The following is a 22,675-nucleotide window of genomic DNA, read 5'->3' as shown; positions in this document are numbered from 1 at the left end:
ATGGATGCAGGTATTAATTTGAAGATTCTTCCATATCGCAAATGTGTTGGGATTGTTGTCTTTAATCATGAGGGTAAAGTTTGGGTTGGGCGTCGTTTAATGACGCCCATTCATGCAGATATTGACATATCTCATCGTTGGCAGCTTCCTCAAGGAGGGATTGATGAAGATGAAAAACCGTTAGATGCAGCATATCGTGAACTTTATGAAGAAACGGGTATTCGATCTGTAAAGTTGATTAAAGAAGCACAAAATTGGTTCCACTATGATTTTCCACAAGAACTTATTGGGTGTACATTAAGCAATAAATATCGTGGACAAATACAAAAGTGGTTTGCTTTCCAGTTTACGGGAAAGCTTTCTGAAATTACGATTAATCCGCCACCAGATGGCAATAAAGCAGAATTCGATCAATGGAAATGGATTGATCTAGAAAACCTTCCGTTGATCGCTGTTTCTTTTAAAAAGCATGTCTATATGAAAGTTGTCAGCGAATTTCGAGGTAGCCTTAGACCATTATAAAAGCTATATGATTATGAGAAAGCTTTTTTATTAAGACGCTTTATATCATTTATAAATAATAAACATGTTTCTCTTTTATGTAAAGAACAGGAATATAAAATGAAAAAATTATTTAATTTACTTATAGTTTTTACTCTCTTGAGTATTTCATCTGTTGCATTTGCGACAAATTCAAAAACTCCTGCATCAAAAGATGCGGCAGCGACATTGCCAAATGGAGCTTCTTCTTTGACTGAAACTTACGGTTTGTGGACTATTAATTGTGGTATACAAGAAGGGAAAAGAATTTGTTTTATGCACCGTCAAGAAGTAAATGAGCAGGGGCGTGTTGTTGTGGCTATGAGCCTTATTCTCAATGCTGAGGGTGTTGTATCTGGTAATTTAACAGTTCCTTTTGGTATTTTGGTTTCTAAGCCTGTTCGTTTACAAGTTGATGAGGGAAAAGCTGTTATCGAAACTGGTATTCGGACTTGTGTACCAGCAGGTTGCATGGTTCCTGTCGTTTTTGACAAAAATCACGTAGCAGCTTTACGTTCTGGAAAACAGTTAAAGTTGGCAATGACAATTGCTGCTGCAGGTGAACCAGCTTTGAATGATTTATTTGTTCAGCTCAATGGTTTTAGCAGTGCTCTTAACCGTTTGACTGCTTTGCAGAAATAATTTTAAAAATAAAATAAAAGCGGCCTTTAAAAGGCCGTTTTTAGTTAGTTTGTCTTTTATATATTAATAATTAAAACGATGAGGTTTAAGATTAATCCTATAAGGGATATTCAGATTTTTTGCTGTTTCTTCTATTTTCATGTGCTATTTTTAATTTTGATATTTGTTTTCTAGCTGCATCGTCATTAAATAGAGAGATGAAGAATTTAGATGTCTGGTTTTTATTCAAGAAAAAAGAGTATTGAAGTATAAAACCATTTTTTAGTACATAAACCTACTTTAATGAAGGTTTTCTATACGCTCTTCTGTTTCCTTGATTGAAAGGGATGACGCATGATTTATGCATTGCTTCGAACGATTGATTTGATTTTTGATATTTATATTGATATTTTAATCGCTAGTGTCATTTTTTCTTGGCTTTATGTCTTTAATATCATAAATTCGCGCAATCGCTTTGTTGTTTTGATAGGAAGCTTTCTATATCGTCTTACAAATCCTGTTCTAAGCCGTGTACGGCAAATTTTACCAAATTTTGGAACAATTGATATTTCACCTATTGTAGTGTTCATTATTATTTATTTTATTCGTACTTTCATGTGGCGTGTTTACGCAAACATGTATTTATAGAAATATTACTTGAGGCGAATACATGTTTTATCAAGTTGATAAAAATAACTTGATTTTGTTTGTATATCTCATTCCCAAATCATCCGTTGACAAAATAATAGGGGTTGAATGTAGGGACGGTGAAAAACAATATCTGGTTATACGCCTTCGTGCTGTTCCTGAAGATGGAAAAGCGAATAAAGCTCTCATTAAATTTCTTGCGAAGCAGTGGAAAATACCATCTTCTTCTATTTCTCTGAAAAACGGTGCAATATCTCGCTACAAACAACTTTACTTTTCAACACATTTAGAAGAGCTAAAGCAGATATGGCAATCCTTTAGAGATTGAATCTCGTAGAAAAAATAAATAATAAAGCCTATTAAAAAACAGGCTTTATTTTATTAAAATCGTTATATTTTTTTATTGCGCTCAACAGCTTGTTTAATTAATTCATGAGCAAAGTTTTTATCACGCCATCCTTCAATTTTAGCCCATTTTCCAGGTTCCAAATCTTTGTAATGCTCAAAGAAATGTTCAATTTGTTTGAGTGTAATTTCGGGAAGATCTGTATAGTTATGAATATTGATATAGCGTTTTGTTAATTTTGGAGTGGGAATGGCAATAATTTTTTCATCTTTACCACCATCATCTTCCATCATCAGAGCTCCGATGGGGCAAACATTGATAACACAACCAGGCATAAGTGGACGGGTATTACAGATAAGGACATCAATAGGATCACCATCATCTGAAAGTGTATGGGGGACAAAACCGTAATTTCCAGGATAAACCATTGATGTATGAAGAAAACGGTCAACAAATAATGCGCCCGACTTTTTATCCATCTCATATTTTATTGGTTGACCACCAAGGGAGACTTCCACAATAACGTTAATATCTTCTGGTGGATTTTTGCCTACGGGTATTTCCTTAATATTCATAGAGACATCCTTTCTGGGATATAGTGAGGCTCAATACAATTAAATATTTTATAAATATTTTACCAAAGAGATTATGAAATTAGCTTAAAATTGATGCACGTGTTTTTTCAAAACGTTTACGTTCATTAGGATCAAGATAGAGTTTGCGGAGACGAATATTTTTAGGGGTTACCTCTACAAGTTCATCATCTTGTATCCACGATAAGGCACGTTCTAATGTCATTTTAATAGGGGGCGTTAGCTTTACGGCTTCATCTTTTCCGGAAGCGCGCATGTTGGTGAGTTTTTTTCCTTTTAACACATTAACTTCTAAGTCATTATCTCGTGAGTGGATGCCAATAATCATACCTTGATAGACTTTCACACCCGCATCGATGATCATAGGTCCACGATCTTCAAGATTAAAAAGAGCATAAGCGACAGATTCACCATTGTCATTTGAAATCATAACACCATTAACACGACCAGCAATGTCTCCTTTATAAGGTTCATAAGCATGGAAAAGGCGATTCATAATTGCTGTACCACGTGTGTCCGTTAAAAGTTCAGATTGATAACCAATGAGTCCTCTGGTTGGCGCATAAAAAACGAGTCGGACACGATTACCCCCAGAAGGGCGTAATTCCACCATTTCGCCCTTACGTTCAGACATTTTTTGTACAACAGTACCGGAATATTCTTCATCAACATCGATAACAACTTCTTCGATTGGTTCAAGAGTTATTCCATTTTCATCTTTTTGCATAACAACACGTGGGCGTGAAACACTAAGCTCAAATCCTTCACGGCGCATATTTTCAATGAGAACTGCAAGTTGTAATTCTCCTCGTCCTGAAACGTAGAAAGAATCTTTATCGGCTGATTCTTCAATTTTAAGAGCGACGTTGCCTTCTGCTTCTTTTAACAATCGGTCACGAATGACACGACTTGTTACTTTATCGCCTTCAGTTCCAGCAAGGGGACTATCGTTGACGAGAAAACTCATAGTAACAGTAGGAGGATCAATTGGTTGGGCAGTAAGGGGTTCATTAACAGTAGGATCACAGAAAGTATCAGCAACGGTACCTTTTTGTAGACCTGCAATCGCAACAATATCACCAGCACTTCCTTCTTCAATAGGTTGCCGTTCTAAGCCACGAAATGCCAAAATCTTTGAAATACGCCCAGTTTCTAAAAGTTTTCCATCTTGTCCAAGAACCTTGACATTTTGGTTGGGTTTTAGAGAGCCAGAATGAATCCGTCCTGTAATAATTCGTCCCAAAAACGGATCCGCTTCAAGAATAGTTCCAATCATGCGAAACGGTCCTTCTGCTACACTAGGAGAAGGGACATGCTGCGTCACAAGATCAAATAAAGGACCTAATCCCTGATCTTTTGGTCCCTCAGGGGCTTCAGCCATCCATCCATCGCGTCCAGATCCATAAAGAATAGGAAAATCAAGCTGTTCGTCGGTTGCATCAAGAGCAGCGAAAAGGTCAAAAACCTCATTAATGACTTCATCAACGCGTGCATCAGGTCGGTCAATTTTATTAATAGCAACAATAGGGCGCAACCCCACTTTCAATGCTTTGCCAACAACAAATTTTGTTTGTGGCATTGGTCCTTCAGCAGCATCAACAAGTACAATGGCTCCATCAACCATATTTAGAATGCGTTCAACTTCTCCACCAAAGTCGGCGTGTCCTGGTGTATCAACAATATTAATTCGAGTATCTTTCCAAACAACAGATGTCACTTTCGCTAGGATTGTAATACCACGTTCTTTTTCAATATCGTTTGAATCCATCATACGTTCGCTTGTACGCTGATTATCACGGAAGTTTCCTGATTGCTTGAGTAGTCCGTCTACAAGCGTTGTTTTCCCATGGTCAACGTGGGCAATGATGGCAATGTTACGCAATTGCATAAATTTTCTTCTTTTCGTTTAATGAAATTTCATTTGAGGCAGAGTCTTTACATTCTTTGCCTGACTATTACAAAACCTTTTACATGTTTTTTTATAATTTTGGAAGATGGAGGTAATATTTTTATGGTAAAACTACTCATCCAAGTCTTTAAGGCTCTATTAAGCTTCAATTGCTGGAGCTTCGTAAAAAGTTTTTTATAGTACGGATGTTCTATTCTCGAGCTAAGAATTGTCCATAAAAATCACTGTCAATTTTATTTTTATCAATATGATGTAAGAAATTTATATGAACGCTTGTAAGAATAAGTAAGTATAAAGCTAGCTGTATTATTGTTGTCGTTTTGCAAAGAGATTGATAAAAATCCGGAAGATCTCTCAATCCATAGCTAATTTATTGACGACTGTACGACATTTTTATTCTAACAAAGCTTTTTCTTATTCTATAACTTGTCAATCAAAATCCAGATCTAATGCAACCGTGTATTTGAGATAAATATTGAGACGATTAAGCATTTTATAAGAAGTTCTAGCTTTTGTATGCCAGATTAGGGCAAGAGTTATATCTGTTTTATTTATTTATGAAACCGGAATACAGTCTTATTTAGAAAGAATATGAAGGCATCAAAAGAAAATTCTTATCTTTGCCGTTAAGCCAAATTTATGATTTCAAAAGCATCTAAGCAATATCTTTAAATCATAGGGATAGTGCATTGCCTCACACTTTTGTTAATCGCATTCTCTAATAGGAGTATGCTTTTCATGCCAAACAGAACGCTTTAAACAGACTAGACTTGTTGTTGCATATTCATGTACTTAAGAGAGATTTTTGAACGTACACTACATCAATTTCATGATAGGGCTCATAAATGATATAATATACGCGAATAGTATACTATCAACACCGTTGTGAAGAAATATAAAGCCTATTGAGCATATCATTATTATTCTTTCTCAGCTGTCAATATTGCAACAGTTTTTGATGCGAGAGAGAGGATATAAGAAGTATTTAATTTTTTCCTTGAATAGTTTTTAGCTATACACCAATCCCGTTTGTGACAGGCAAGAAGATAACTTTGATTCATTTAATATGAGAAGCTTTATGATGAGGCAAATTTACGATATTCAGAGCTGTTATTCAATAAAATAATAAATTGTCTATGGAGCGGTGCACTAGAAAATAAATTAATGGAGCTTATTCTCTTCTGGAAAGATCTTAGGTTACATGACAAAGTCTTTCCAGAAGAAAGAGTTTTTACTTTACATGTTTAAAGAAGAGTTCCTGACAAAATGATGGAAGCTACAGAAAAATAGATTATAATGCCCATGACATCTACTAAAGTTGCCACAAAAGGCGCAGAAGCACTTGCTGGATCAAATTTTAAACCTTTAAGAATAAAAGGCAGCATAGATCCAGAAAGAGAACCAAAGGTAACGATTCCGACTAAAGCTGTACCTACTGTTGTCGAAACAGCAATCCAATGTTGCCCATAGTCGTAGATACCGAATTGTTGCCAAAGAGCAATGCGCGTAATGCCAATAATTCCGAGTAAGAGACCAAGAGATAGTCCTGTTGGAATTTCACGAATGAACACTTTCCACCAGTCTTTCAACGTGAGTTCACGTAAAGCCAATGCACGGATAATAAGGGATGTAGCCTGTGAGCCGGAATTTCCTCCTGAGCTCATAATGAGAGGTATGAACAGTGTAAGAATAATCGCTTTTTCGAGTTCTGTTTCGAAATGTTGCATAGCACTTGCTGTCAGCATTTCACCGACAAAGAGTAAAGCGAGCCATCCGCCGCGTTTTTTCATCATTTCAGGAAACTTAATTTGCATATAGGGCTTATTAAGCGCTTCCATACCCCCAAATTTATAGGCATCTTCATTCATCTCATCAACCATAGTATCAAGCACGTCATCGACGGTTACAATGCCAATGACATGGTTACTTTCATCAACTACAGGCACAGAGAGAAGATCATGGCGCTGGAAAAGGCGTGCGATGTCTTCATGATGTGTGAAGGGCGATATTGTAATGGGCGAGTCATGAGTAGGGACATTAAGAATTTGTTCATCAGGTGAGGCAAGAATAAGGTTACGCAGTGAAACAGCTTTGAGAAGAATACCTGTTTTAGGGTCAATTACATAGCTGGTATAAACGGTTTCACGTGTTCGCTCGACCTCACGAATGTGATCCAAAGTTTTTTGTATAGTCCAGTTTGAAGGAACGGCTATAAATTCTGTTGTCATCAGTGCCCCTGCTGTATGATCAGGATAACTGGTAAGTTTTTTAAGTTCAGCGCGCGTTAAGGGTTTAAGCAAGGCATAAAGTCGTGTGCGGGTTTCTTTATCCATTTCTTGAAAGACGTCTGCAGCAGCATCGGCAGACATGCCATCAAGAATTTCAACAGCACGATTTATAGGGAGAAGTTCTAGGATAGAAGCAGGTTGCTCAAGCTCTGGTTTATCAAAAAGTTCGATAACATAATCAAGAGGCAGAAGACTAAGAATGGTTACACGTTCCATGATATCGAGGTCATTGATGATATCAATAGAGTCTGCAAAATGCTGATTTTTTAACTTTTCAGCGAGAGCTTCAGGAGAAAAATTTTTGAAGTCGAAGGTCGTTTTAATTTCAGTCATGATAAAGTACCTCCTGAAGAGTTGGAGAGTTGTAAATCTAGATAATAGATGAGATAAAAATAAAAGTTTATGGAAGATTTTAAAAAAAACTCCCCAGCTATATTCCCAATTGTTAATATTTTAAGTAAAGTCAAGGGTGAATTATAAGTTATAAACAAATTTCTGAATCACTAAAACGAGAATACAGCTTAATTTGAGGATAATATAATATAAAAATCAGTTCTGATTTTTACCATCATTTCTTTAATGTAGTTTTGTGATTTTCAAAAGAATCTACAGCAATATTTTGTAAAGAGTGGAGATTATGCCTTTCTTCAAGTGTTTTTATTAATATGCAATTCTATTGTGGTGTGCGAGCGAATAATCTTTATTTCTCCAATATAATATGTTTTGAAATGAAAGAATTCTACGATTTCTAGGTTTTTTATTCAATAGCGTTTGGAAAGGCCGTTTTGAAACTCACAAAATAGTTTTAGTATATTATCAATTTGTGTCGTAAAGATAATCATTACAGCTTAAATTTATAATGGAGACATAAAGTATTATGACAAAAGCAGCAGTGCTGGACTGGAAGGGATTTTCAGGTCTTCCTGATTTTTCTTCTATCAGTGATGAAGATTTTAAACCCGCTTTTGAACAGGCACTTCAAGAAGCCGAAGAAGAACTAGAGGCGATTGCGATGGTGCAAGAACCACCAACGCTTGAGAATTTTTTGCAGCCTTTTGAGCTTTGTGGTAAAGCGCTTGATCGTGTCTGTTCAATATTTTTCTTGCGCACCAGTGCTCATACGAATGTATTAATTCAACAGCTAGAGCAAGAGTTCGTTGTAAAACTTTCTCGTTATTCTTCAAAAATGATGATGGATGCACGGATATTTGCGAAAATAGATGCGCTTTATAAACAGTCGCAGCTGGGCATATTTGAGAGTGAAACAACACGTGTTCTTGAATTATGGTGGAAAAAGTTTGTTTGTCATGGGGCAAAACTCGATGAAAAAGCTAAGAAACGGCTTTTGGAAATTAATGAAAGACTTGCTTTTTTAAATGCTACTTTTGGACAAAATGTCTTAAATGATGAAGCTGAATGGATTCTGTTTTTAAAACAGACCGATTTATCTGGTTTACCGCAAGATCTCATTGATTCAATGAAGGAAATTGCGTGTGAAAGAGGTAATGAAGAAGCGTATGCATTAACACTAGCACGTTCGATTGTTGAACCTTTTTTAAAATTCTCTGATCGTCGTGATTTGCGTGAGGTTGCATTCCAAGCTTGGGCTAAACGTGGTGAAAATAATAATAAGAATGATAATAAAACAATTATTGTAGAGATTGTTGCGCTTCGAGATGAGCAGGCTAAATTATTAGGATATAAATCTTTCGCAGATTTGAAACTCGATAATACCATGGCTAAAAGTGTTGATTCCGTTATGGATTTGCTTATGCCTGTATGGGAGCGCGCAAGAGCGAAGGCTTCTACTGAGCAAATTGAATTACAAAATTTTGCCAACAATCAGGGCAGCAATGAATCTTTAGCTGCTTGGGATTGGCGGTATTATGCTGAAAAACTTCGCACTGAACAACTTTCTTTCGATAGCGCTGAGATTAAATATTATTTTCAGCTTGATCGTATGATTAAAGCGGCTTTTGGGGTAGCAGAAAAACTCTTTGGCATTACATTTGAAGAAAAAAACGCTGTTGCACTTTGGCATCCTGATGCACGTTTGTGGGAAGTAAAAAAGTCTGATGGAAGTCTACTTGGGCATTTCATTGGTGATTATTTTGCACGTTCTTCAAAACGGTCCGGTGCGTGGATGAGTAGTTTGCAATCACAATATAAATTGGATGGCGGACAAAAGCCTATTATCTACAATGTTTGTAATTTTGCTAAACCTTCTAAAGGGGAGGTTGCTCTTTTATCACTTGATGATGCGCGTACGCTTTTCCACGAATTTGGGCATGCATTGCATGGTTTGCTTTCTGATGTCACATGGCCATCTGTATCGGGAACATCGGTTTCGCGTGATTTTGTTGAGCTGCCTTCTCAACTTTATGAACATTGGTTAACTGTACCAGAGATTTTACAAACTTATGCTACGCATGCAAAAACAGGACATCCTATGCCGCAAGTATTAATGGATAAGGTTTTGTCAGCACAGACATTTAATGCTGGCTTTGCAGCAGTTGAATTTACTTCATCAGCTCTTGTAGATATGGCTTTTCATAAAGGACAAACGGTAACTGATCCAACAGTGTTTGAACGCCAAGAATTAGAAAAGCTGCAAATGCCTGATACAATTATTATGCGCCATCGTCCTCCACATTTTACGCATATATTTTCAGGTGATGGTTACGCCGCTGGTTACTATTCTTATATGTGGTCGGAAGTCCTTGATGCTGATGCTTTTCAGGCTTTTGAAGAAACGGGAGATGTTTTTAATTCAGAGCTTGCTGATAAGTTGAAACGTTTTATTTACTCTGCTGGGGGAAGTCGTGATCCAGAGGAGCTTTATAAAGCTTTTCGGGGACGGATGCCTTTACCAGAGGCAATGATTAACAAACGTGGACTATAAGATATAACGGTATGCTTAATACCATACCGTTTTCATATTATTCGAAAAATGCAGTTGTGATTTATGCAAAAATTCTCTTCATTATAGCTCTGTAAACAGTGTTTTTTACCTTATTCGCTTTTTGTTTATGGAGGAAATTAGAATTTGTCTTTTAAAGAGACATTATGGGAAAGAAAAATTATCAGCTCGATCTTTTTGATGCCCATTTGGTGGAAACCATGATTTTTTTATAAAACTTGACTTTCGTTTGCCTAAAAGCTGAGTGTTTTGTTGTGCCATATCATCGAGGCTCATTGGAGGCTGACGCATAATATTACTCTGCTCTTTATTCTCTGATTCTTGTATAAGTTTTTGAATAGCTTGATCGGTTGAGTAAGGATTTTCATGAGAAAAGGCGTAAAAATTTAAAATATTTTTCAATGGTTTTTCTAAATAAGAGGCAAGTTTTTTCTTTCCTTCAGAGGTGAAATGCATGCCATTATTGGTGCGTAATTTGGTTATTTTTCCATTAATATCATAGCCTGAAAAAGAAAAATTTCCTTCTTCATCACTAAAGCCGCTCCAGATATCGAGGAAATATCCTCCTGCTGTTTCTGTTTCTTGTTTATAGAGCGCATTAAAAATTTTCATTTTTTGTGTCAAAAGGTCATTTCTAAAGGCAGGTTGACTTATCCATATCCATGATTTTCTAGAGGCACGAAGACTTTCAGCAATTTCGATAACTCTTTGTTTGTAGATGTGCATCCATTCTGATTGATCTGTGTTAATTGTGCTATAAGAGTCTGTGATTGGTTGATTATCATTTGCACCGATCATCATGATAATAACATCGGGGTTATTTTGATCAATGAGTTTAGAAATATTGCTTTGCCAAGAATAATAATCCGTTCGAACTAAGCCGGAAGCTGGCATTGTGTTGTTCATGATAACGATATCGCTATTATTTATAAAAAACTTCTTAAGTGCATCGGCAACAGCAGAAGCTGTAAAATCCCCTATGACAAGAATGCGCTTTGCATTCTCATTTTTTAGCTTTTGTATATTTTTTTGTGTTACGATCTTTTTTTGCGGCTTGTCTATTTTTTGTTCTATAATTTGCGGTGGTTGTTGCGTCTGTTTGTTATGTTGTGATAACCATTTGAAGAAGTTCGTTGCTTTACTTGGGGATGGCTGTATGATCCCCACAATAGAAAGTGAAATTAGCAATAATGTCAAGTATATCAGGCGAACAGAAGACAAAACCTTAGTCTCCATTATTGTTTGCGAAGGAGAAAAAGCACTTGAGATGACGGATATCCATTTGCTTTTAGACCGTGACGTAGTTGAAAGGCTTTAATTGCTTCGCGAGAAGCTGTTCCGATTTTTCCATCAACATTCCCTTTATAATAGCCCAGTGCACTTAAGCGAGATTGCAGTTCTTTGCATTCTTGGAAAGTAAGAGGTTGAAAAGGTCTTTGCCAATCATGCACCAATCTAGGATGTCCAGCGATGCGATCAGCTAGAAGAGCAACAGCAAACGCATAACGATCTGCATTATTATAATGTTTCAGAACAAAGAAATTTTTTGTGACTAAAAATATAGGTCCTTTTGCTCCATCTGGATATTTTAATATTGCTTGTTCAGCTAATGTAGGAAGAGGACGCCCATTTGCGTGTTTTACACCTAATTTTTTCCATTGTTCAAAGGAATACCACCCTTCAGGAAGGTTTTTCCCCTGCGGCACTTTTACCTCTACTCCCCAAATAAGATTAGGTTGCCAGCCATTTTTGTGGAGAAGGTTAGCAGCAGTAGCCAGAGCATCTGGAACAGAGTTCCAGATATCACGCCGTCCATCTTGGTCCATATCAACTGCATAGGCGAGATAACTGCTTGGAATAAATTGTGTATGCCCCAATGCACCGGCCCAAGATCCAGTGAGTTGAGAGCGTTTAATTTCGCCACTTTGTAGAATTTTCATAGCAGCAATCAGCTGTGTATATGCATATTTTGCACGTTTTTTATCAGCATAGGCTAGAGTTGCAAGAGAGCGAATGGTATCACGCATTACACTTTTATTGGCTAAAACTTTCCCATAGTTGCTTTCCATTGACCAAATAGCAAGCAGAATATTGCGGTCAACACCAAAACGTTTTTCAATTTGAAGAAGCCATTTGTTCCATTTTTGAGTTTGGCGCCGTCCTTCTACAATTGCAATATCATGGACGCGATTATCGAAATAGTTCCATGAAGGAGCAACAAATTCTGGTTGGTATGCGGCGCTTTTTAGAACTTCTGGATCAATGGCATTAACACCTTTAAATGCCATATGAAACGTAGAAGGGGTAATATTGTGAGCAATAGCTATTTTTTTAAATTCTTTAATCCAGTGTTTAAATCCGCTATCAGCATATGAAAGGGATACAAAAAACATTAAAAAAGCAGAAAAAATAACGGCAGAGCCAGTGAGAAGAGTTCTCCAAGTTTTTGACTTCTCTAAAAAAGAGAAAGTCTTCAATTCTGTTTTTTGCATTTTGAAATCCCCATTAATATTCAATTTATTAGGTGTGCAATAACTTTATTTTGTATTTAGTTTAATCGATAATATGATCAAGAAGAGGAGAAAACTGAAATAAATAATTCGTTTTAATCCTTGCAATAAATTTTCATATTCTCTTTTACATTTTTGATTGTCCATTATAATGATAATCAAAACAATAAGATATCTTTTTTACCATTTCGTAAAAACATATGTTAAATAAAACAAAAAATATATGAATTCATTGAGGAGGGTGAGTGTGCGTAAAATCCGGAAAGCTGTATTTCCAGTAGCAGGTCTTGGTACGCGTTTTCTTCCTGCGACAAAAACAATTCCTAAAGAAATGCTAACAGTTGTTGATAAACCTGTCATTCAATATGTTGTGGATGAGGCGAGGGAGGCTGGTATTGAGCATTTTATTTTTGTGACTGGACGTAACAAAGCAGTCATTGAGGATTATTTTGATGCGCAAGTTGAGTTATACACGACACTAGCTGAATGTGGAAAGAAAGAAGATCTTGCACATTTATACCGTTTACAGCCATTACCAGGGTCAACTTCTTTCACTCGGCAACAGCAACCTTTGGGATTAGGGCATGCTCTTTGGTGTGCGCGTGAATTAGTTGCAGGGGAACCTTTTGCTTTGTTATTACCCGATATGCTGATTCAAGCCAAAAAGGGATGTCTTTCTGAGATGATTAGTCTTTATGAAAAGGTGGGTGGGGGAAATATTATTGCCGTTCAGGAATGCGATCTTGAAGAAGCACATAAATACGGTATAGTTGGCAAAGGTAAACAGATTGCAAATGGTTTTAAAATCACAAAAATGGTAGAGAAACCAGTGTTAGGAACGGCACCATCAAATTTGTACATCAATGGACGTTATATTTTGCAGCCAGAAATTTTTAATATTCTTTCCACTCAAGAACGAGGAACAGGAAATGAAATTCAATTAACAGATGCTATGATACGGCTTTCAAATGAGCAAGATTTTTGGGGTTTGCAAATAGAAGGGCGCACTTTTGATTGCGGTTCTAAAGCTGGTTTCATTGAAGCCAACGTTGCATTTTCTTTGGCACGCGCTGATATGCACAGCCATGTTTCTGCCTCATTGAAAAATTTACTGGAAACCATTAATGTTGAAAAATGATATAGATCTCTCATTTAATTTTATTGATCGAATTTTATTATGATAACACCCTCTACTCATATGGCTTTGCAAGGTGCAGTTGCATCAGCGCTTAAAACACTTGCCAGTGAAAAGCAGGGGCTTGAAGCCCTTGAAAAATCTCTTCTGGGAACTCTTTCTTCTTCTGTTGAAGCGGCCGTTCAAACTATTAGAAATGCTCGTGGACATGTGGTCATTACTGGTCTTGGGAAAAGTGGTCATATAGGGACAAAAATTGCAGCAACCTTAGCCTCAACTGGAACGCCTGCCTTTTTTGTTCACGCTGCAGAAGCCAATCATGGTGATCTTGGTATGATTGGATCTGATAATGTTATTCTTGCTTTATCATGGTCTGGTGAAACTCAAGAGTTAAGTGGTATCATGAGTTATGCGGCGCGTTTTCGCATCCCCCTTATTGCGATGACATCAAGTGAGTACTCTGTATTAGGACGACAAGCTGATATTGTTTTATTATTACCAAAGATAGAAGAGGCTTGCCCCCATGGTTTAGCTCCTACCACTTCAACAATTATGCAATTGGCAATGGGAGATGCATTAGCGGTTTCTCTTTTAGAAATGCGTGGTTTTACCGCAACGGATTTCAAAATATATCATCCTGGTGGTTCTCTTGGTGCAAGCCTTAAATACGTGTGTGATATTATGCATGAGGGTGATAATATTCCTTTGGTTATGCAGGGAACATCTATGACTGAAGCGATGAATGTTTTGGTGGAAAAGCATTTTGGTTGTGTTGGTGTTGTGAATCAAGAAGGCGAACTAATCGGAATTGTAACCGATGGCGACCTTGCACGTAACATGCATTTTAATTTATCAAAATTTAATGTTGACGAGGTGATGACCAAGGCTCCTAAAGTTGTAAAACCAAATACACTTGTTGGTGCAGCAACAGCTTTTATTAATGATCATCATATTGGTGCATTTTTCGTAGTTGAAGATAAAAAACCGATAGGAATTGTTCATTTTCATGATCTTTTGCGCATTGGCGCTGCTTAGATTAAAGTTCTCTATCAAATAAAATGTTATTTTAGGTTAAAATAGATTGAATGGTACAAAGTAACAATTTTATTGTAAGGTGGCTTTACGGATATTTTGTGGAAGAAAATGATTATTTTACGCATTTCATAATGTTTAGAAAATTTTCAAGGTAAAGATTATATCAGTCTCTTTGCGTATTTTAGAGAGGATCTTCTATCAGGAGGAGAAAAGATCACCTCCTGCTTAATGTATGTGCTCCCTCTGTTCTTAAGAGAGGCTTCCCTTGTACTTTGTTTAAGATTTCCGCTTAAGGAAAAATTGTGCTCCTGTATGTGAGGTGCAGAGAAGTTGTGTGGCGTCATATGACATTGTACAATTGACTCTAGAAATTGTTCCACGGAGAATAGAGCGTATTTCAATTTCTATATTTTGGGCATTGAGATAATTATATGCCCCTTCTGATAGTTTTTCTTCTGTATCTGCTGCACGCGTTTCAAAAACACCATTGTGGAAAGAAGAAATAATACCATTCTCATCAACCCATTTTCCATCAATTCCAGTTGGCATATTTGAGTTATAATATTGCGAAAAGCTACAGGCACTTAACAGCAAGGTGGTAATTGTAAGACATAAAATATGATAGGTATGTTTCATTTATTGCACTCTATTTAGATTATTTTGCTCTCTAGTTTTTATAACATTATTAAATTCCCCCATGAGTCAATATGAAAAATTTAATGAAAATCAATGAAAAAGCAAAAAAATGGAAAAAAATGCCTTAATGTTGTATTTAATTAACAGCTTGATGAAGTTCGTAAGTGAAACACAAGAGGTGAAATATTTCTTATGGTTTACAACAATTTTTATATTAAGCTGCTGAGTAGTCTCAAAGGAGATTATTGACATTATGGTTGGTCCCATTCTTGTTGCGAGTGAAGATTATGGAAGACGTATAGAACTTTCTGCTATGCTGCGAGGTTTTGGTTATCGTGTCATTGAAGCAGAAAATGGTCTCCGTACGATTGATCTTTTACACAGGCGTAAAAACATTGTGCTTGCACTCCTTGATGTCGTTATGAGTGATTTGAGTGTGAGCGATTTGATTAAAATGATTAGAGTTGCTGGTGTTTCTGTTCCTATTGTCGTTATAGCACAACAAGAGAATCAGAATTTACTCCAGAAAGCTTTAACAGCTGGAGCTATTGATTATTGGATCCACCCAGTAACATTATTACGCGTAAGGGTTACTTTGGATATTCTTGCTCTTATTTCTGCCTTGGAGCGTGAAGTTCGAGATATTCGGCGAAAAAAAGAGAATCATTTACGGTTTTCTGATCTTTGCATAAAAAGTAGAGCTATGCAGGTAGTGTTAGAACAATCGAGACAAGCAGCAACTTCTTTACAGAATCTTTTGATAGAGGGGGAAGTTGGAACAGGACGTGAGACATTAGCTCGGATTATTCATCATGAGGGATTATTCTCGGAAGGTGTTTTTATTCGCTTTCAATGTTCAGCCATCGTTGATCCAGAAGAAGAAAATCAGCAGTGGTTTAAAGAATTCCTACCATTGGTTTCTTCTCTTGAAAAAGGGACACTTTGCCTTTGTGATATTGATCGACTTGAGCCCATACAGCAAAAACGGTTTGCTCATTACCTTAAAGAAAGGGAAAGGGATACAAAAGGAGAATTTCCCCCTTTTCGGATCATTGCTATTTCAACATCGCGTTTAAAGGATTTGGTTAAAGAGAACTTTTTTTTGCATAGTTTGTTTGAACAATTTTCTCACTTGTCTATTAGCGTCCCTGCTTTACGAGAATTAAGGGATGATTTTCCAGAGATCACACAACGTTTGATTGATCGCATTATCACCGAAACAGGGCGGTCACATGTCCATGGTTTAGCAGGATCTGCTCTTTCCTTGCTTATGCAGTATGATTGGCCTGGCAATAGAAATGAGCTTGAAAACTTTTTATTTCGTGCGATTTTACTCAGTGAAGGACCGTTATTAACTGTTCGAGATTTTCCGCAATTAATGGGAAATCCATTAATGAATGTTCCCAATATCATTGAGGATAATATGCAAGAAGACAATGAACAAGAATCTATAAAATTTTTGAATACTGATGGGCATGTGCGTACTTTTGCAGAGATGGAACATGATATTATCGAGAAAGCGGTTAAACATTATAAAGGACATATGAGTGAGATTGCGCGCCGCCTTCATATTGGTCGCTCTACACTTTATAGAAAAATGGAAGAATTGCGAGCAATAAGAAATCAAGAACGAAAGTAAAATTCATAACAAATCTCTCTTCATGACAAGTATGAGTTTCAAAAAAAATAGAGTGGATTTTGATAAAGTCCGTGGGGGGGGATTAAGAAAACAATCATTTATTGTAAAATTTATCTATAGAGGATGATTTTGTAGATTTAAATCAAATATAAATTTTATGTAACTATTTTAATCGTCTTTTTCAGTTTATACAATTTTAGTTGAGTTTACATTTATTAAAGCAGAGAGGCATTTTTAAAAACTTTTAAATACTACCGCTAAAATTTTTGTATCATCAATATTAAATTTATACTCTCTTAAGCAAGAGGTGGCATTTTATCTGCTACACGGTTAAGATAAAGTGATTGGTATTATTGTTTGCATTACTGATGATGCGATAGCTTAAAATAGAAAGTTTGTCCTCTTTGACTCTTTTACATATTGTTATTGGTTTTGTCCTCTTTTTTTTTATTGCATCTATGTTGGCAATCTACACCTATGGGCGTTTTATGAAAAATTCTAGGGGGCAATGTTCTTATGCGCTACCTATTCAGAAAGATGAAACTAAGCTTGATCGTATCATTAGTCAATTAGCTGAGGAAGAAAATGGATTGGGGATTGATAAAGATGCCCTTTCCCTCATTATCAGCAATTTGGATGCGTTTTGTGTTCGTGCAATAGGAGCTGCAGAGGCTGGGCGTAGCCTTGATCTGATGTATTATATTTGGGATGATGATTTAACAGGGCGTCTATTATTAAGTGAAATAGTTAAGGCAGCGGATCGGGGTGTTCGGGTACGGCTTCTTTTGGATGATATTAACGCTCAAGCACGTGATCCAGCTTATATTGCGCTAGATAAACATCCTCATATCGAGGTGAGAGTGTTTAATCCAGGACGATCGCGTAAAGGTGGATTACGCCGTGGTTTAGAGATTATATTACGGGCGATTACTGTTACACGTAGAATGCATAATAAAGCTTTTATTGTTGATGGTAGGATCGCTTTTGTAGGAGGACGTAATCTTGCAGATTCTTATTTTGATGCTGGTGAAGAATCCCATTTTCGAGATTTAGATTTGATGTTAATCGGACCCTCTGTTAAAAAGGTGGAAAGTATTTTTGATGATTTTTGGAATAGTGCTGTTGTTTTGCCAATTCATACTTTGGTTGTTCCTAAAAGCGCAAGTGATCTTAGCTATTGGAGGGATAAATTACAAAAATTTCGGGATTCCAAGGTTGCAAAAGTTTATTTAGATTATGTCAAAGAGCACATTAATTTTGATTGTTTTATTCAAACAGGAAGGCGGTTATTTTTAGCAGACAAAGTTGTTGTTCTTTCTGACCCTCCAGAAAAAGCATTGCGTAAAAAAGCAAGCAATTGGCTTATGAAGGCACTTTCAAAGGTTATTGGAAATGCCCAAAAAACGGTTCAGATTACGTCACCTTATTTTGTTCCTGGTAAGGTTGGAACGCAGAATTTTAGTAATTTGGTTTCAAAGGGTGTTGATGTCAAAATTCTGACGAATTCTTTAGCAGCTACTGATGTAGCATTGGTGCATGGTGGTTATGTATCGTATCGTAAGGCGTTGTTGAAAAGTGGTGTTAAGCTTTATGAATTAAAAGCGGAGGGCAACACCCATGGGTTACGGTTGTTTCGATCGAGTAAGGCAAGTTTACATGCCAAAGCTTTTTTAATTGATCGTAAAACAGCTTTTATTGGATCTTTAAATTTTGATCCCAGATCAGCATCATTAAATACAGAAATGGGCATTCTTTTTGAATGTGCTCCCATTACAGCAAGATTAGATTTGTTGTTTTCTGAAGAAACCACAGGGGAAATGAGCTATCATCTGCGTCTTGGTAATAATAATCGTATTTATTGGGATTTTATTGAAAATGAAAAAAAATATAGCATTGACCATGAGCCAGAAAGCAATTTTTGGCGTCGCGCATTTGCAAAAATAATAAGTTGGTTACCTATTGAATCACAATTGTAAATTTTTATAAACCACACTTAAAAAAAATATTTATTTTTCTTTTCATTTTGTTTGTAGCATGGCATAATTTTTTGCCAATCTACCACGTATGAGAACCGCAGTTGTATTTTAAAGCTTCTTGCGGTGTTTTATTATAAAAGGAATTTTGCTATGGCAAAGATTGTTGAAACGGGGACAGGTGCATTGGCACTGACTTTTGATGATGTACTTTTACAGCCCGGTCATTCTCTTGTTATGCCTAGTCAAGTGGATCTCAGTACGCGCATTGCAGCGGATATTAAGCTCAATTTGCCATTGCTTTCTGCTGCAATGGATACGGTAACAGAATCGCGTTTGGCAATTGCTATGGCTCAGGCTGGAGGACTTGGGGTTATTCATCGTAATATGTCTCCTGCAGAGCAGGCAGAAGAAGTCCGACAAGTAAAAAAGTTTGAATCTGGTATGGTTGTTAATCCAGTCACAATTGGACCAGATGCAACACTTGAAGAAGCGAAATATTTGATGCGCTCTCATGGCATTTCAGGTATTCCGGTTGTTGAAAATAGTGTTAAAGGTGAAACAGCGGGACGACTTGTTGGCATTTTGACCAATAGAGATGTCCGTTTCGCATCGGATCCAAAACAAAAAATTTATGAATTAATGACGCATGAAAATTTGATCACAGTGCGTGAAAATGTCCAACTTAATGAAGCAAAATATCTTTTACATCATCATCGTATTGAAAAATTATTAGTTGTGGATGAACAAAATCGTTGTGTCGGACTGATAACAGTTAAGGATATTGAAAAAGCAAAATTAAATCCAAATGCTGCTAAAGATTCTCAAGGGCGCTTGCGTGCTGCAGCGGCCAGTAGTGTTGGGAATGGAGGGATTGAGCGTGCTGAACGCCTCATAGACGCGGGTGTTGATGTGTTGGTCATTGATACAGCGCATGGACATTCTCAACATGTGCTAGAAACTGTTGAACGAATTAAAAAGATGGCTTCCTCTCCAGCTGTTATTGCTGGGAACGTAGCAACCGCTCAAGCAACGCAGGCATTGATTGACAGTGGTGCAGATGCGGTAAAAGTTGGTATTGGTCCTGGCTCTATTTGCACAACGCGTATTGTTGCTGGTGTCGGTGTTCCTCAACTTGCAGCCATTATGAATGCCGCAGAAGTTGCTGAAAAAGCGGGCATTCCCATTATTGCAGATGGTGGAATCAAAGCATCAGGTGATTTTGCTAAAGCTTTAGCTGGTGGGGCTTGTGCAGCGATGATTGGATCTCTTTTAGCAGGTACAGAAGAAAGTCCTGGTGAAGTTTATCTTTATCAAGGTCGATCTTTTAAAGCCTATCGTGGTATGGGATCTGTTGGTGCTATGGCACGAGGATCGGCAGATCGCTATTTTCAAGATGATGTTCGTGATGAACTTAAGTTGGTTCCTGAAGGTGTGGAGGGGCAGGTGGCTTATAAAGGACCTATAGCATCAGTTCTACATCAGCTTGCTGGTGGACTTCGTGCTTCAATGGGGTATGTTGGAGCAAAAGATCTCGTAGAGTTTCGTGAAAAAGCAACATTTGTACGTATTACGAATGCGGGACTCCATGAAAGTCATACGCATGATGTTTCTATTACACGGGAGAGTCCCAACTATCGTGGGCCAGTTTAAAGATATAAAAGCATAATGTCATATCGCATAAATATAAAATCTTCCGAGAACAAGAAAAAGAGACTGCACTTTTTTCTGTTTGTGATTTGGTGTAATAATCCCAAAAAGGAAAGAATTAGAGGTCAAAACTCTAACTCTTTCTGTTAAGACTATATGAAATAAGCTATATAAAATTAGAATTAACTTTTTGTAGTCTTCCGTCCTGTCTTTGACGCACGTTGGCGAGTGTTTGTCTGATCACTTTGGACGGATTTCTTTCCGTTGTTTGAGGGCATTGTGTTATGACGGCTTTTAGATGAAGTTGTTTTTTCATTATTATAAGTCATTATTTTCTCCTTTTAAATTGTCTGGCAGTTGCCAGTAGAGTAAAAACGGTCATGCCAAATAGTGGTTCCAAGCATTTTCTAAAAAGTTAATTTTTTGGTGAACGTAAGATAAACTTGTTTAGTTTTATGAGAAGATTTTTTCTATTTTTTCAGAAGGATAGCCATAAAAGATGGGAGATATTTGATTTTTTCTGTTATTCAGAGAATCCTCATAAATTTTATTTAAAGAGTTTATTTTTTTCGTAATGCATGGCGGAAATAAGTTCTTTATGGATGGCTGCGTATCTTTTAGTATAAGAGGTAGAGAGATAAAAAAGTGAATGTGCAGAAGATGAAAGGAAAAATCTAGATACTCTAATATTGGATCTTATAAAAAGTATGATCAGATCATTTTAATGTTGAATGTAAATTTTTAATGGCTTTGAGAAGGTTTTATTGGCAAGAAGAAGATAATATTATTTTTTTAGATGATTTAAAATTTTATTATTTTAATGGGAGAAATGAATGCGATTAGGTGGGCGTTTGCAAGCAGCAATAGATGTTCTCAAAGAGATAGAAATGAAGCATCGCCCAGTAGGAGAAGCTTTAAAGGATTGGGGTCTTTCTCATCGCTTTGCTGGAGCAGGTGATCGCGCAGCTATTGGTACAATCGTTTATGATGTTTTAAGACGACGCTATTCTTTACAATGGCGTATGGAGAGTGATGATATCCGAGATATCGTTTTTGGTGCCTTATTAGATTCTGGAAAAATGACGCTGGAGCAAATTGACGGTGAGTTAGCAGAAGATCGGTTTGCACCGCAGTTATTAGGAGCTAAACAGCGTAAATCGTGGCAAGGTCAGCAATTAGTGGATGCTCCAGACTATATTCGTGGTGATATTCCGCAATGGTGTCAAGCGCATCTGCGTCCTTTATTTGGTGATAATTGGATCACTGAAGCGGCTGCGTTAGCAACGCGTCCTTCTTTAGACCTACGGGTAAATAACCTAAAGGCAACACCAGAAAAGGTGTTGAAAGAATTAGCAAAAACCAAACTTAAATCTTTGCCATGGTTTGGGCAAGCTTTGAGAATTGCACCGATTGAAAAGTTTAACCGTCATCCTAATGTTCAAGTGGAACCAGCTTTTCAAAAAGGACACTTTGAAATACAGGATTTAGGATCTCAAATTGTTGCTCATCTTGTGGAAGCGCGAGAAAGCATGCAGGTATTAGATTATTGCGCAGGTGCTGGGGGTAAAACATTAGCTTTAGCTTCCGATATGAACAATCGTGGGCAAATTTATGCTTATGATTCAGACAAAGCTCGTTTGGCTCCTATTTTTGATCGTCTTCGACGCGCTGGTGTTCGTAATGTACAAACACGAGTGCAAAGAGAAGAATTAAAACCATTAACAGGTCAGATGGATAGAGTTCTACTAGATGCACCATGTAGTGGGACAGGAACATGGCGTCGTCGTCCAGATGCGAAATGGCGTTTAACATTAGAACAGGTGAAACAACGCCAAACAGAACAGAGGTCTATTTTGAATGAAGCGATAGCTTATCTTAAGCCAAATGGGCGCCTAGTCTATATTACCTGTTCTCTCTTTACAGATGAAAATGAGGAACAAATTTCCCGTTTCCTTCAACAACATTCTCATTTTGCTCCAATAGATATGCCAGCGCTTTGGCAGAAACATTTTAGTTTTTCTCCTGTGCAACCAGTTTTTTCAAATTATGGACTTACTTTGTCGCCGGCCACAACACAAACAGATGGGTTCTTTTTATCTGTGTTGCAAAAAAAACATTGATCCATATTTTTGCATTTTTTATCATAAATTTTACGAGAATAATCTTTTTCTTAAGAAAACAGGCTTGTGAAAAGAGAAAGATTGAAACATAACTCTCATGAGTTTTCTTTTA

Annotated in this window: 18 protein-coding genes; 11 read left to right on the top strand and 7 right to left on the bottom strand. The window is 36.9% G+C overall.

Features of this window, described 5'->3' with window-relative positions; all coding sequences use genetic code 11:
* The 4 genes from ACFIJ8_RS06095 to ACFIJ8_RS06080 all read left to right on the top strand — a co-directional run bounded on the left by ACFIJ8_RS06095 (position 1) and on the right by ACFIJ8_RS06080 (position 2,137).
* Positions 1 to 522, top strand: a complete 522-nt coding sequence (locus ACFIJ8_RS06095) for an RNA pyrophosphohydrolase (protein WP_375639210.1) — start codon at positions 1 to 3, stop codon at positions 520 to 522.
* Between the two features lie 99 nt (positions 523 to 621).
* A complete protein-coding gene (locus ACFIJ8_RS06090; protein ID WP_012754582.1) occupies positions 622 to 1,182 on the top strand; it encodes an invasion associated locus B family protein in 561 nt (186 codons plus the stop codon).
* A gap of 333 nt (positions 1,183 to 1,515) precedes the next feature.
* Positions 1,516 to 1,809: a YggT family protein gene (locus tag ACFIJ8_RS06085; protein ID WP_375639209.1), complete on the top strand. Its 294-nt coding sequence runs from the start codon at positions 1,516 to 1,518 to the stop codon at positions 1,807 to 1,809.
* Between the two features lie 22 nt (positions 1,810 to 1,831).
* Entirely contained in the window at positions 1,832 to 2,137 is a 306-nt protein-coding gene (locus tag ACFIJ8_RS06080; RefSeq protein ID WP_375639208.1) for a DUF167 domain-containing protein, read from the top strand.
* A 62-nt stretch (positions 2,138 to 2,199) separates the two neighbouring features.
* Here ACFIJ8_RS06080 and ppa read toward each other — a convergent pair whose 3' ends face one another.
* The 3 genes from ppa to mgtE form a co-directional block, all read right to left on the bottom strand.
* A complete protein-coding gene (gene ppa, locus ACFIJ8_RS06075) occupies positions 2,200 to 2,730 on the bottom strand; it encodes an inorganic diphosphatase (protein ID WP_273787763.1) in 531 nt (176 codons plus the stop codon).
* 79 nt (positions 2,731 to 2,809) lie between these two features.
* Complete coding sequence (typA, locus tag ACFIJ8_RS06070) at positions 2,810 to 4,636, bottom strand: translational GTPase TypA (protein ID WP_208439458.1); 1,827 nt, start codon at positions 4,634 to 4,636, stop codon at positions 2,810 to 2,812.
* Positions 4,637 to 5,901: 1,265 nt separating this feature from the next.
* The gene (gene mgtE, locus ACFIJ8_RS06065; RefSeq protein ID WP_012754587.1) at positions 5,902 to 7,278 is read right to left on the bottom strand and encodes a magnesium transporter; all 1,377 of its coding nucleotides are present in this window, start codon (positions 7,276 to 7,278) and stop codon (positions 5,902 to 5,904) included.
* 544 nt (positions 7,279 to 7,822) lie between these two features.
* On the opposite strand from mgtE, the gene ACFIJ8_RS06060 reads away from it, so the two are divergent.
* Complete coding sequence (locus tag ACFIJ8_RS06060) at positions 7,823 to 9,847, top strand: M3 family metallopeptidase (protein WP_273787764.1); 2,025 nt, start codon at positions 7,823 to 7,825, stop codon at positions 9,845 to 9,847.
* 162 nt (positions 9,848 to 10,009) lie between these two features.
* Here ACFIJ8_RS06060 and ACFIJ8_RS06055 read toward each other — a convergent pair whose 3' ends face one another.
* Positions 10,010 to 11,086 (bottom strand): SGNH family hydrolase, encoded by a 1,077-nt coding sequence (locus ACFIJ8_RS06055; RefSeq protein ID WP_375639207.1) that lies wholly within the window; start codon positions 11,084 to 11,086, stop codon positions 10,010 to 10,012.
* A 14-nt stretch (positions 11,087 to 11,100) separates the two neighbouring features.
* On the bottom strand, positions 11,101 to 12,357 hold the full coding sequence (locus ACFIJ8_RS06050) for a lytic murein transglycosylase (RefSeq protein ID WP_375628516.1): 1,257 nt from the start codon (positions 12,355 to 12,357) through the stop codon (positions 11,101 to 11,103).
* 265 nt (positions 12,358 to 12,622) lie between these two features.
* Between ACFIJ8_RS06050 and ACFIJ8_RS06045 the strand changes: the two genes are divergently transcribed.
* On the top strand, positions 12,623 to 13,513 hold the full coding sequence (locus tag ACFIJ8_RS06045) for a UTP--glucose-1-phosphate uridylyltransferase (protein WP_273787767.1): 891 nt from the start codon (positions 12,623 to 12,625) through the stop codon (positions 13,511 to 13,513).
* 39 nt (positions 13,514 to 13,552) lie between these two features.
* The gene (locus ACFIJ8_RS06040) at positions 13,553 to 14,545 is read left to right on the top strand and encodes an SIS domain-containing protein (RefSeq protein ID WP_012754592.1); all 993 of its coding nucleotides are present in this window, start codon (positions 13,553 to 13,555) and stop codon (positions 14,543 to 14,545) included.
* A gap of 276 nt (positions 14,546 to 14,821) precedes the next feature.
* On the opposite strand, the gene ACFIJ8_RS06035 is transcribed toward ACFIJ8_RS06040, so the two are convergent.
* Positions 14,822 to 15,181: a hypothetical protein gene (locus tag ACFIJ8_RS06035; protein WP_273787768.1), complete on the bottom strand. Its 360-nt coding sequence runs from the start codon at positions 15,179 to 15,181 to the stop codon at positions 14,822 to 14,824.
* A 253-nt stretch (positions 15,182 to 15,434) separates the two neighbouring features.
* On the opposite strand from ACFIJ8_RS06035, the gene ACFIJ8_RS06030 reads away from it, so the two are divergent.
* The 3 genes from ACFIJ8_RS06030 (at position 15,435) to guaB (ending at position 20,446) form a co-directional block, all read left to right on the top strand.
* Positions 15,435 to 16,820 carry a sigma-54 dependent transcriptional regulator gene (locus ACFIJ8_RS06030; protein ID WP_273787769.1) on the top strand — a complete coding sequence of 462 codons (1,386 nt, stop codon included), beginning with the start codon at positions 15,435 to 15,437 and terminating at the stop codon, positions 16,818 to 16,820.
* A 404-nt stretch (positions 16,821 to 17,224) separates the two neighbouring features.
* Positions 17,225 to 18,796 carry a phospholipase D family protein gene (locus ACFIJ8_RS06025; RefSeq protein WP_273787770.1) on the top strand — a complete coding sequence of 524 codons (1,572 nt, stop codon included), beginning with the start codon at positions 17,225 to 17,227 and terminating at the stop codon, positions 18,794 to 18,796.
* 150 nt (positions 18,797 to 18,946) lie between these two features.
* Positions 18,947 to 20,446 (top strand): IMP dehydrogenase, encoded by a 1,500-nt coding sequence (guaB, locus tag ACFIJ8_RS06020; RefSeq protein WP_375639206.1) that lies wholly within the window; start codon positions 18,947 to 18,949, stop codon positions 20,444 to 20,446.
* Positions 20,447 to 20,625: 179 nt separating this feature from the next.
* Here guaB and ACFIJ8_RS06015 read toward each other — a convergent pair whose 3' ends face one another.
* The gene (locus ACFIJ8_RS06015) at positions 20,626 to 20,772 is read right to left on the bottom strand and encodes a hypothetical protein (RefSeq protein WP_169728634.1); all 147 of its coding nucleotides are present in this window, start codon (positions 20,770 to 20,772) and stop codon (positions 20,626 to 20,628) included.
* Between the two features lie 504 nt (positions 20,773 to 21,276).
* Between ACFIJ8_RS06015 and ACFIJ8_RS06010 the strand changes: the two genes are divergently transcribed.
* Complete coding sequence (locus tag ACFIJ8_RS06010; RefSeq protein WP_273787772.1) at positions 21,277 to 22,563, top strand: RsmB/NOP family class I SAM-dependent RNA methyltransferase; 1,287 nt, start codon at positions 21,277 to 21,279, stop codon at positions 22,561 to 22,563.
* The last annotated feature ends 112 nt before the right edge of the window (positions 22,564 to 22,675 follow it).

The sequence above is a fragment of the Bartonella sp. MF74HXZ genome (assembly GCF_042194445.1).
Lineage (GTDB): Bacteria > Pseudomonadota > Alphaproteobacteria > Rhizobiales > Rhizobiaceae > Bartonella > Bartonella grahamii.
The sequence above is the reverse complement of the archived record's forward strand: the minus strand, read 5'-3'. Positions and strand labels throughout refer to the sequence as shown.

What these genes read in the sequence shown, in the direction of transcription:
- ACFIJ8_RS06095 (WP_375639210.1), top strand. Translation starts at nt 1, where the DNA reads ATGGATGCAGGTATTAATTTGAAGATTCTTCCATATCGCAAATGTGTT.
- ACFIJ8_RS06090 (WP_012754582.1), top strand. Translation starts at nt 622, where the DNA reads ATGAAAAAATTATTTAATTTACTTATAGTTTTTACTCTCTTGAGTATT.
- ACFIJ8_RS06085 (WP_375639209.1), top strand. Translation starts at nt 1,516, where the DNA reads ATGATTTATGCATTGCTTCGAACGATTGATTTGATTTTTGATATTTAT.
- ACFIJ8_RS06080 (WP_375639208.1), top strand. Translation starts at nt 1,832, where the DNA reads ATGTTTTATCAAGTTGATAAAAATAACTTGATTTTGTTTGTATATCTC.
- ppa (WP_273787763.1), bottom strand. Translation starts at nt 2,730, where the DNA reads ATGAATATTAAGGAAATACCCGTAGGCAAAAATCCACCAGAAGATATT.
- typA (WP_208439458.1), bottom strand. Translation starts at nt 4,636, where the DNA reads ATGCAATTGCGTAACATTGCCATCATTGCCCACGTTGACCATGGGAAA.
- mgtE (WP_012754587.1), bottom strand. Translation starts at nt 7,278, where the DNA reads ATGACTGAAATTAAAACGACCTTCGACTTCAAAAATTTTTCTCCTGAA.
- ACFIJ8_RS06060 (WP_273787764.1), top strand. Translation starts at nt 7,823, where the DNA reads ATGACAAAAGCAGCAGTGCTGGACTGGAAGGGATTTTCAGGTCTTCCT.
- ACFIJ8_RS06050 (WP_375628516.1), bottom strand. Translation starts at nt 12,357, where the DNA reads ATGCAAAAAACAGAATTGAAGACTTTCTCTTTTTTAGAGAAGTCAAAA.
- ACFIJ8_RS06040 (WP_012754592.1), top strand. Translation starts at nt 13,553, where the DNA reads ATGATAACACCCTCTACTCATATGGCTTTGCAAGGTGCAGTTGCATCA.
- ACFIJ8_RS06035 (WP_273787768.1), bottom strand. Translation starts at nt 15,181, where the DNA reads ATGAAACATACCTATCATATTTTATGTCTTACAATTACCACCTTGCTG.
- ACFIJ8_RS06030 (WP_273787769.1), top strand. Translation starts at nt 15,435, where the DNA reads ATGGTTGGTCCCATTCTTGTTGCGAGTGAAGATTATGGAAGACGTATA.
- guaB (WP_375639206.1), top strand. Translation starts at nt 18,947, where the DNA reads ATGGCAAAGATTGTTGAAACGGGGACAGGTGCATTGGCACTGACTTTT.
- ACFIJ8_RS06015 (WP_169728634.1), bottom strand. Translation starts at nt 20,772, where the DNA reads ATGACTTATAATAATGAAAAAACAACTTCATCTAAAAGCCGTCATAAC.
- ACFIJ8_RS06010 (WP_273787772.1), top strand. Translation starts at nt 21,277, where the DNA reads ATGCGATTAGGTGGGCGTTTGCAAGCAGCAATAGATGTTCTCAAAGAG.